The organism is Streptomyces sp. NBC_00576 (genome assembly GCF_036345175.1).
Taxonomy (GTDB): Bacteria; Actinomycetota; Actinomycetes; order Streptomycetales; family Streptomycetaceae; genus Streptomyces.
In genome coordinates this window covers 537,515-547,388 of sequence record NZ_CP107780.1, presented here as the reverse complement: position 1 = coordinate 547,388, position 9,874 = coordinate 537,515, and the positions used below count along the sequence as shown (strand labels likewise).

Annotated in this window: 10 protein-coding genes; 3 read left to right on the top strand and 7 right to left on the bottom strand. The window is 69.5% G+C overall.

All coding sequences use genetic code 11. From position 1 onward, the window contains the following. Positions 1-12: 12 nt before the first annotated feature. From OG734_RS02390 to OG734_RS02380, 3 genes are all read right to left on the bottom strand, one after another. Entirely contained in the window at positions 13-894 is an 882-nt protein-coding gene (locus OG734_RS02390; protein ID WP_330285787.1) for a thioesterase domain-containing protein, read from the bottom strand. Then, complete coding sequence (locus tag OG734_RS02385) at positions 878-1,144, bottom strand: acyl carrier protein (RefSeq protein WP_330285786.1); 267 nt, start codon at positions 1,142-1,144, stop codon at positions 878-880. Before OG734_RS02385 ends, OG734_RS02390 begins: the two co-directional genes overlap by 17 nt. Positions 1,145-1,595: 451 nt before the next feature. Continuing rightward, on the bottom strand, positions 1,596-2,420 hold the full coding sequence (locus tag OG734_RS02380) for an AraC family transcriptional regulator (protein ID WP_330285785.1): 825 nt from the start codon (positions 2,418-2,420) through the stop codon (positions 1,596-1,598). 206 nt (positions 2,421-2,626) lie between these two features. Between OG734_RS02380 and OG734_RS02375 the strand changes: the two genes are divergently transcribed. Beyond that, the gene (locus tag OG734_RS02375; protein ID WP_330285784.1) at positions 2,627-3,415 is read left to right on the top strand and encodes an IclR family transcriptional regulator; all 789 of its coding nucleotides are present in this window, start codon (positions 2,627-2,629) and stop codon (positions 3,413-3,415) included. 105 nt (positions 3,416-3,520) lie between these two features. Here the strand turns inward: OG734_RS02375 and OG734_RS02370 are convergent, their stop codons facing one another. Then, positions 3,521-3,652 carry a hypothetical protein gene (locus tag OG734_RS02370; protein WP_330285783.1) on the bottom strand — a complete coding sequence of 44 codons (132 nt, stop codon included), beginning with the start codon at positions 3,650-3,652 and terminating at the stop codon, positions 3,521-3,523. Between the two features lie 249 nt (positions 3,653-3,901). On the opposite strand from OG734_RS02370, the gene OG734_RS02365 reads away from it, so the two are divergent. Then, a complete protein-coding gene (locus OG734_RS02365; protein WP_330285782.1) occupies positions 3,902-4,903 on the top strand; it encodes a TauD/TfdA dioxygenase family protein in 1,002 nt (333 codons plus the stop codon). 7 nt (positions 4,904-4,910) lie between these two features. Here the strand turns inward: OG734_RS02365 and OG734_RS02360 are convergent, their stop codons facing one another. From OG734_RS02360 to OG734_RS02350, 3 genes are read right to left on the bottom strand one after another with little or no spacing between them, the layout of a single operon-like run. Beyond that, entirely contained in the window at positions 4,911-5,942 is a 1,032-nt protein-coding gene (locus OG734_RS02360) for an LLM class flavin-dependent oxidoreductase (RefSeq protein ID WP_330285781.1), read from the bottom strand. Positions 5,943-5,972: 30 nt separating this feature from the next. Next, positions 5,973-7,514, bottom strand: coding sequence for a metallophosphoesterase family protein (locus OG734_RS02355; protein ID WP_330285780.1), 1,542 nt, complete (start codon positions 7,512-7,514; stop codon positions 5,973-5,975). 20 nt (positions 7,515-7,534) lie between these two features. Further along, positions 7,535-8,416, bottom strand: coding sequence for an MHYT domain-containing protein (locus tag OG734_RS02350; protein WP_330285779.1), 882 nt, complete (start codon positions 8,414-8,416; stop codon positions 7,535-7,537). Between the two features lie 247 nt (positions 8,417-8,663). On the opposite strand from OG734_RS02350, the gene OG734_RS02345 reads away from it, so the two are divergent. Beyond that, positions 8,664-9,794: a substrate-binding domain-containing protein gene (locus OG734_RS02345; RefSeq protein ID WP_330285778.1), complete on the top strand. Its 1,131-nt coding sequence runs from the start codon at positions 8,664-8,666 to the stop codon at positions 9,792-9,794. Positions 9,795-9,874: the final 80 nt, after the last annotated feature.

Sequence of the window (9,874 nt, the reverse complement as noted above, 5' to 3'; positions counted from 1 at the left end):
TGAAGGTGCCGGTCAGGACGCCTGGAGCAGCGGGGCGATCACGCTGAGGGAGTCCGGGCGGGCGAGCATCGTGTAGTGGTCGCCAGGGCAGCGGTACGTGGTGAGGCCGTGCGCGGCGAGCGGGCGCCAGCCGAGCGTCGGGTCGGCCGGGACGAGGCTGCGTTCCGGCTGTACGAGCACCAGGGGCAGCGGGGCGGACCCGGGACGGTGCGGTGCCGTCAGCCGGTTGTTGCGCAACAGGCCGTCCACGTACGTGTCGTAGAGCTTGCGCAGACCCGGCAGCGGCGTGCCGGGCAGCAGCGCTCCGGCGGCGGTCGCGGTGTCGAGAACGGCAGTCAGCCCGTCGTCGGTCCCGCACCCGGCCAGCCGGTCCAGGTCGAGCGGCACCGGACGGTCCCGCTTGGCCCCCAGATACATGGCGAACCAGCTGAGCAGCAGATCCGGCCGTAGGGCGTCGTCGGGCTGCTTGTACTCCTCGACGGGGGCGATGCTGTCGAGGAGCACCAGGCGCCCGGGCAGTCGTCCGGCGGACATCAGCCCGGTCGTCGCCAGGGCGAGCACGCCGCCGAAGGACCAGCCGGCCAGGCTCCAACTTCCGCCCGCAGTACCGCCGTTCTGCTCCCGCGACCGCTCCAGCGCGGCCAGCAGCAGGGCCGCCAGGTCCTCCACGGTGGTCGCTGCCCGGCCTCCGGTGAGCGCCGCGTCCGCGTAGTCGGGGACCGCGCCCAGGTCGAGCACGGTGAGGCCCGTGCCGTCCGGCAGTGCGTTCGCGAGTCCCTCGTACACCTCGACGGCGAGGGCGCCCGGATGGACGACGTACACCGTGTGCCCGCCGGACATGGCGGCGCGGAACGTACGGGCGACCGGCGGCGGAGCCTTACGCGGTGGCCGCACGACGGCCGCACTCCTCGGCCAGGTAGGCAGCCAGGTCCTTCACCGTCGGGTGGTACCAGAGGGTCGTCGTGCTCAGCTCGAAGCCGAGCCAGTTCTCCATCTCGCCGGCGAGGATCAGCGCCTCGGTCGAGTCGAGGTCGAGTTCGTCGAAGTACACCTCGGGCGAGATCTCGCCCGTCGGCACGCCCATCCGGTGGGCGATCTTCTCGATGAGCCAGTCCTGGGCCTCACGAGCGCTCACTTCGGCCATGGTGTGTCGTCCTTCCCTGGGGCGCGCCCGGTTGGGGACCCGGGGCGCGAGCGGATGGTGAACGCTCCCGCTCGAAAGGGCCCTCAAGGGCCCGATTCGGGAGCGCACTGTTCCGACCCGGCATTAATAGGCGTACCGGTACGGAAATGGGTCGAGATAGACGGCAGCGTCTTTTGTGACTTACTTCACCGCGAGCGGCGAGAACAAGCCACCAGTAGACGGGTGTGGTAGGAAGCGGGTCTGTTTGGTCCAGACATGTGCTTCCACATGAAAGGAGCTGCGTTCGAGAGTGGCCGCCCGAAGCACGCAGGCCACAGTCTTGCCAGCTCGCTGAATCTCGGACAACCGCTCTTCCGGAGAGTGGAAAGAAATCGTGGTTTACGGGCGTAGAACGCGAGGCGGAATATGTTACCGGTGAGTGAAGTTCCGGCCGGTCGCCGCGGCGTCGACGCTAATTCTGCGGATCGTCGCCGCGCCGGAATGTGCCGGGTGTCATATTCACCCGTCGCACGAAGAACTTGCCGAAGTTCGTGACTTCGGTGAACCCGAGCTGGCGGGCGATGCTGCCGACGGGAAGATCCGTGTGGGCCAGCAGGCGCTTCGCCTCCAGGGCGACGCGGGCGTCGATCAGGTCCTTGGTGGAGGCGCCGGCGACGATGCGACAGGCCCGGGACAGGGTGCGGGGCGTGCAGTTGAGTGCTGCGGCGTAGTCCTCGACCAGTCGGGTCGTGCGGTAGGAGGCCTCCAGCTCGCGCCGGAAACGCAGGAACAGCTCGCCGTTCTCGCCGGAGGGGGTGTCGGCCTCCCGGTGATCATTGCGCTGGCTGCGGCAGATCTGGCCGATGTGCATCAGGGCGACCGCCAGCAGATGCTTGAGGATGTCCTCGCCGAGGCCCTGGTCGGGCCGCTCGAACTCATCCTGTATCAGGGCCAGTACCCGCCGGAAAGCGGTCAGCTCGTCGTCGCGGAGCTGCCAGTGGCAGGGACGCAGGACATCGTCGACCACTCCCAGGTGGGCGCGCAGCTGCAGGGGGAAGGTCTCGGTGAACATGACGAGGTTGGCTTCCATGTTCGTCGCCGCCGCGAACTGGATCACCTGGTTCGGCCGGATCCAGAGCAGGGAGCCCGCCTGGCACGGGTAGCGCGTGGAGTCGATCGTGAAGTCGCCGGTTCCCGACCCGACCAGCATGATCTGGTGGTAGGCGAGCCGGTGGGGAGCGATGGCGAAGTCCATGGGGATCCTCGCGCGCGCCTCGCTGAGCGAGGTCACGGCCATGCCGACCCCGGGTCTGCAGACGGGGGTGTAGGGGATCACGGGGATCGGTAACGAAGCGAAATCGACCATGAGCGTTCCGGAATCGACCTTTCTCAAGCTTCTTTAAAAATCAATGATAGGCGTGGCCGCCCGTTGCCAGATCACTTTCTGGTGCATGCACGAGTAACCGTCCTCACATGATGTGCAGGTGAAGGGAAGTTGACGGGATGACCACCCACTCCGGCGCCCCCGAGCGCTCGGTTGTCGACCGGACGCTCAGCATTCTCGGCGTCTTCGACCGCGACAACCGCACCCTGACGCTGAGCGACATCAGTCGGCGCTCCGGTCTTCCGGTCGCCACGGTCCATCGCATCGTCAACAAGCTCCATGGCTGGGGCGCACTGGAACGAGGAGAGGAAGGCGGATACAGCATCGGCCTGAGACTTTGGGAGACGGCGACGCTGGCCCCCCGTTACTCGGGCCTGGTCGAGGCCGCTCAGTCCCACCTCGTGGAACTCCACGGCCAGTCCGGCGGCGCGGCGGTCCTCGCCCTGCGCGACGGAACGGAGAGTGTCTGCCTGTCCTTCCTCTCCAACGACCCGGGTCTCACGGCCTATTGGGGCGACCCCGGCCGCCGGCTTCCCCTCCACGTCACCGCGACGGGCCTGGTGCTGCTGGCGAACGCGGGTGTCGTTCTGCAGGACGAGATCTGCGCCGGCCCGTTGCGCGCGTACACCCCCGCCACCATCACCAACGGCACCACGTTACGGAATCACCTGAGCAAGATAAGACGCGAAGGCTATGCGATGGTCTGCGGCTCCCTGCGCGAGGGCCGGGGAGCGATCGCGGCCCCGGTGCGCAGCGCGCGCGGCACGGTGGTGGCGTCGGTGGGTGTCGTGGGCCCGCTGAACATGCTCCAGCCGTCCAAGCTGGCCCCGCTGGTCATGGCCACGGCGGAGGCGATCTCCCAGCACGACCGGACGGAGGGGTGGCGGATGGCTGGGGTGGGCGCGTAGGCAACCCGGCGGGGGAGGGGCAGGCTGCTCCAGGTACGCCGTCCCGCCCCCGGCGGCCGGCGTCGCCCCACCGGTGGACGTGCACCCGTGCGACGCCGTCCATGGTCAGGACGGCGCGCCTGGCGCGTTGCAGCGGCCCAGCTCGGCCAGGTCGTCATGGCCGCGCGGCTGGAGCAGCACGACGGCGGGCAGCCGTGCCTCGCCGACCGCGTCCAGCCGCCAGTGCTCGTCCGCCACGGGCTTGCGGCAGACCACGCACGCCTCGGGTCCGGGCTCCCCGACAGGCAGTCGCAGAACGAAGGCACTTGCCCGGACGTCGTCGCCGCAGCGTTTTCCTTCGCCCGCCCCGCTGAAACCCCGCGCCCAAGGGAGCGTGGAGAACTCCGCGACCAGTCCCCACCGGCCCGCGGAGACAAACCGCGGCTCAAGTGGAGCGCATACGCTCACCAGCAGGACCGATACGACCGACCCACGATCGGAGCGTGCATGAGGACGGACCATGCCACGAACGGCGAAGTACCGCCGCCCGAGCAGGAGTTGGCGTCAACGAACGCCGCCGGGGTGGAGGTGAGGCCCGTCGCCGGGCACATCGGCGCCGAGATCTCGGGAGTCGACCTGACCGAGCCCCTCGACGACACCGCGGTCGCCGCGATCAGGGCGGCCGTCCTGCGCTGGAAGGTGGTGTTCTTCCGCGGGCAGCGGCTGGACCACGCCGGACACATCGCCTTCGCGCGCCGGTTCGGCGAGCTCGTCGTCCTCGGACGGCGCGGCGGCGCCTCTCCCCCCGAGTTCCCTGAGATCGAGACGACCGCCGACCGGCTGGAGCTGGGCGGACGCTACGGCATGGAACACGCCGAGTGGCTGGAGCGGCGCCGCCACTCGCTGCTGCGCGGCTGGCACTGCGACCACGGCGCCCGCATCGACCCGCCCGCTGCCACCATCCTGCGCGCCGAGACCGTACCGCCGTACGGCGGCGACACGACCTGGTCGAACCTGGCCGCCGCGTACGCCGGACTCTCCGCGCCCGTACGGGAGTTCGTGGACGGTCTCAGGGCCGAGCACCGGCTCGGCGTCGGCTACCAGGCGCGGCCCGGCGACGACGCGTACCTCCGGCATCTGCTGGACCATCAGATCGCCTCCGTGCACCCGCTGGTGCGGGTCCACCCGGAGACGGGGGAGCGGGTGCTGTTCGTCAACGGCTACTACCTGGAGCAGATCGTGGACGTCTCCCGGGCGGAGAGCCGGCTGCTTCTGGAGATGCTCCTCGAACAGGCGACCAGGCCCGAGTACACGGTCCGTTTCCGCTGGGAGCCCGGAAGTGTCGCCTTCTGGGACAACCGGGCCACCATCCACCTCGCCCCCAGCGACAACGCCCACCTCGGCCACCCCCGGGTCATGCACCGCGTGATGCTGACCGGCGACATCCCGGCCGGCGTGGACGGCAGGCCGTCGGAGCCCGTCATCGGCACCGAACCCGGGCGATGGTGAGGGTGGGTCAGGCGGTGGCCGGCTGCCAGCCCAGCGCGGGACCGAGCCGGGTCGCGATGTCCGTGAGGATCTGGACGTAGTCCTCGTGGTCGAAGGTGAAGGGCAGCGCGAAGGCCACCTCGTCGATCTCCTGGAACGCGACGTGCGCGTACAGGCGTTCGGCGATCTCGGCTGATGTGCCGACGAGGTCCGGCGCGAACATCAGCCGCGCCGGACCCTGCGGGGTCGCGGTCCGCGGCAGCCGCTTGGCTGCGTACTCCTCGTATTTCGCGCGCTGCTCGGGCGAGGCGCTGTCGGTGGGGATGACGACGAGACCCTGGGAGACCCGGGCCCGGTCGCCGTCCGGGTGGTGGGCCCTGAAGGCCCGGACGCCCGCCAGCTGGATCGCGGCGAAGTCCGGCGACTCCTCATCGCCCTCGGCCTTGACGACACTGCTGGTCAGGAAGTTCATGCCGTGCGCACCGGCCCACTGCGCCGACCGCAGACTCCCGCCGCCGTACCAGAGTCGGTTTCCGAGCCCAGGGGAATGGGGCTGCACCCGGTCCGAGAACACTTCGAACCCCTCGACCCCGCTGAAGTCGCTGGCCGCCTTCCCCCGTACGTGGTCCAGCAGCCGATCGACCCGCTGGTAGCTGAAGTCCTCGGCGTCCGCCGTGTCGGGGTACAGGGCGTCCTTGATCTGGTTGTAGTGCATCGGCGGGCCCACACTCAGACCCGGGTTGAGCCGGCCCCCGGACAGGATGTCGACGGTTGCCAGGTCCTCCGCCAGACGCAGCGGGTTCTCCCAGCCGAGCGGGATGACCGCGGTGCCCAGTTCGATACGGCGAGTGCGCTGCGAGGCCGCCGCGAGGACGGCCACGGGGGAGGAGATCCCGTACTGGAGATGGCGGTGGCGCAGCCACGCGCTGTCGAAGCCCAGCCGCTCACCCAGCTCGATGATCTCCAGCGTCGACTCGTGTCCCGCCCGCGGATCGTCGCCGTCGAACAGCCCGATGGTGAGAAAGCCCAGCTTGCGCAGCGGCTGTGAGGGAGACGGCACGGGCTCCTCCAACGATCGTCGTACGGACGTTCACGCTTCGCCGATTGTGCCAGGCGACCGGGTCAACGGGATCACCACCTCGTCCTCGACCGGCGGATCCAGTTCCTGCCTGAGCTTGCCGGTCGCCGAGAAACAGCGCAGCCGGATGGCCTCCGGGGACACGTCGAGGCGCAGGAAGCTCTTGAAGAACGGCGGGCTGTACGTCGCCGAACCGGGCGAGAACAGCTGCGTGTACGCCTTCCGGACCGGGAGCCGGAAACGCCGCGTGCGGTCGGGACGGCGCGCCGTGCCCAGCAGACCGGCGACCAGCCGGATGCGCCAGGTCAGCCGGACGGGCTCCCCGGGTGCGCGCGCCGGCCGGATGCCCAGGCGCTCGGCGATCACGGCCGTCGCCTCGGCCTCGGAGAGGGTGAAGAAGCGGCGCAGATGCAGCCGGCGGCCGTAGACCCTGCTGTAGAAGGCCAGCGAGTCGCCGCGCAGCGGATAGCAGCGGAAGTCGTCCTCGGTGACATCGGCGACCGAGACGCGCTTGATGGTGTGGGTGGCGTGCATGAACGCACCGCCGCCGCCCGAGACCACGTACTGAACGGTGCGGCCGTGCACGCTCACTGGATAGCGCTGGTAGTTGTGGATGTCGCCGCCGATCGCGGCCACGAAGTTGCGCTCCGGATCGCGGACGAGGTCGTCGACCGTGCCGCCGCCCTCGATGGGGCAGGGGTGGTGCTCGCCGTCCACGTACAGAGGTGATCCGGTGACAAGGATTTTCGGGACCGGTCCCTCGGACATCTCCCTCAGCCAGCGGCCCTGTTCGGCGTCCAGCGTGCCCAGGAGACCGGTGTCGATGCCTATGACGCGCACGGGTCCGGCGTCGATCGCCCAGTACGGGCCGGGCTGGAGGGCCTGTTGTGCGGGCGCCGAGCGCAACTCGCGTGCCTCGGCGAGGCGTTGCTCGTCGACGGCGCTCGGCCTGTGCCACAGGAGCGAGCGCAGCCAGGCCCGGGTGAGGGGGCGGGGCGCGGGATCCGCGGGCAGGGGTGGGGCGTCGCAGAACACGCGCATGAACCCGTTGAGGTCCTCGTACCAGTCGTGGTTGCCCGGTATCGCGTAGATGGGCGCCTGGTAGTCCTGGTAGGGGCGGAAGAACTTGGTGCCGTAGTCGTCGGTCGCCCCGACCGGGTAGATCACGTCACTGGCGAGCACGGTGAACGCCGTGTCCTGACCGGCCTTCAGAAAGCCCGGGACGACGGCGTACTGGGGTGCGTCGCCCTCGCCCGTGTCGCCGATGACCATGAAGGAGAAGCGGTCCGGGTCGTCTCGCCGGATCACCTTGTCCGCGGGCCCGCCCGCGGCCGTCCGTTGTGCCGCCAGCCGGCTTCGGGTCCGGCCCGTCGGGTCCCCGAACCAGGAGGCCAGCACGCCGTTGCGGGCGGGCCACAGCGTCCGGGGGTTGACCCACGAGAGCTTCTCGACCCGACGCGGCATCAACTCCCGGTAGGTGCCCGGGCTTTCGAGGCCCCAGCCGGCGCCCTCGGGGGTGTCGCGGGAGGAGTGGGCCCGTGAAGAGTCAACCATCGGGGCACCGTAGCAATGTCCTACAGTCGAAGATCCGTCCGGGTCGGAGTCGGCGTCCGCTGCCAACGAGGGGAGGGTTGTCCCCCGTTCTGCGTCGCCGACTGCTTCGGTATCTGCGGCAGTTGGCGCGCGGGTTGCTGCCGGGAACTCTTTGCGCCCCACTCCCCGTCGCCCAGCACGAGCAGCGGGTCGAACATCACCACGACCGCGGCCAGCAGCAGGAAGATGATGGGGCCGATCAGCATCGGCAGCAGCAGCGAGGTCGGTGAGTCGCCGGACCAGATGGTGTTGCCCGGGTCGTGCACGTGCACGCTGACGGCGGCCATGCCCGTGTAGTGCATACCGGTGACGGCCACACCCATGACCAGGCTGGCCCCGAGGCTGGTCAGGAACCCCCGGATGGAGACGACCGCCCACAGAGCGGCGGTCGCGGCGACGATGGCGATCACCACGGAGAGCGCCACGGTCACGCCGTCGTAGTGGATCGAGCCGTTCAGATGGAGCGCCGCCATACCGAGGTAGTGCATCGCGGCGACACCGAGGCCGGTCACGATGCCCGCGATGGCAAGCGCCGCAGGCGTGGCGCCGCGATACCCGACTACGAACACACCGATACCGACGACCACGATCGCCACCGCGAGGCTGGCGACCGTCAGCCCGGTGTCGTAGCGGACCGCGGTTTCCTCTACCTGGAACCCGATCATCGCGATGAAGTGCATGGTCCAGATTCCGCACCCGATGGCCGCTGCCCCCAGTGCCAGCCAACCCGGTTTCCACGAGTTCTGGTCGAGCAGCGTTCGGACCACGCAGCGCAACCCCAGGGCGCTTCCCAGGCAGGCCATGATGTAGGCGGCGACAGGGGTGACGAACCCATAACTGAATCCGTCAATTGTTCCTTGCATATGCCAATTCCCCCCGAGATACAACATGTTGAGAGATGAACTTCTCGCCTCAAGTGTGGGTAAAGCAAGCAGTTACCGCGAGTACTCAATGAATTTTGTTTGACCGATGGTCAAGATCGGTCGATAAGGGATGGGATTCGGTCGGAATCCCTTGTTCCGGTAGTGATGCCGCTGTTTGACCTGCCGATCGCTATGCTTCGCGGCGAAGCGTTCAAACGAACATTTCGAACGTGAGGGAGCGAACGGTATGCGCGAGCCGGTCGAACTGAGGCGGCAGCGGATCCTGGCCGCCGTGCAGGCGCGCGGCGCGGCCAGGGTGACCGACCTCGCCGCCGAACTGGAGGTCTCGGTGGTCACCGTCCGCCGGGATGTGGAGGAACTCGCCCGTGAGGGCAGGCTCCGGCGCGGCCATGGCGTCGCCCGCTCCACCCTCCCGGTGCCGGACGCCCCGTCCGAGTCCGTCACCGCGCCAGAGGATGGCGACACCGTCGTCCTGGTCGTCCCCGCCCGCCACTCCTACCTCTACGAGACCCTGCACGGCGCCCGTCCCGTCCTGGAGGAGGCAGGGCTGCGCATCGCCCTGCACATCGCCCCGCAAGTCGCCGGCGCCGAACAGCCCCTGGTGGAGCGGGCGTTGGCGGACGGTGCCCGGGGCGTGCTGATCGCCCCCCGCTGGCGCACCCTCGCCGCCGAGGAGGCCGACGCGAAGTGGCTGTGCGGGCTGGGCGTACCGACGGTCCTGATGGAACGCAGGCCACGTGCGGGCAGCGCGCTGCATGCCCTGGACTCCGTCTGTTCCGACCACTGGTACGGCGCCCATCTCGCCGTCGAACACCTGGTCGCCCTCGGTCACCGCAGGATCGTCTTCGCCGCTCGCGACGACAGCCCGACCGCACGGGCCCTGCGCGCCGCCCTCACCGAGATCGCCGGAGCCCATCCGGAGCTCGACGCCTGGACGCTCACGCTCAGTTCCCCCGAGGCCGGCCCCGACCGTACGGCCGGCGCGGACCGCCCGGCCGTCGACCTGCCCGGCGTCCTGCGCGAACTGGACGCCACGGCGTGCGTCCTGCACGGTGACGTGGACGCGCTGATGCTGGTCCAGGACCTGGCCGCGCACGGGGTCCGGGTGCCGGAGGACTGCTCGGTCGTGGCGTACGACGACGTCGTGGCCGCCCTCGGCGGTACCCCCCTCACCGCGGTGTCCCCGCCCAAGGGTGAGGTCGGCCGGGCCGCCGCCGAACTGCTCCTGCATCGGCTGCGGGACCCGCGCGGCGGCGCGGCGGGGCCGGCGCGGCGGATCGAGCTGCTGCCGGAGCTGAAGGTGCGCGGGTCGACCCGGGCGCTGACCTCCGAGACGTCAGCGCACCACGCGGAATGAGCGTTTGACCGCTTTATTTTCTTTTGATCGATCTATTGACCGTTTCCGGCGAGCCGATCAGGATTCCCGTATCTCGAACA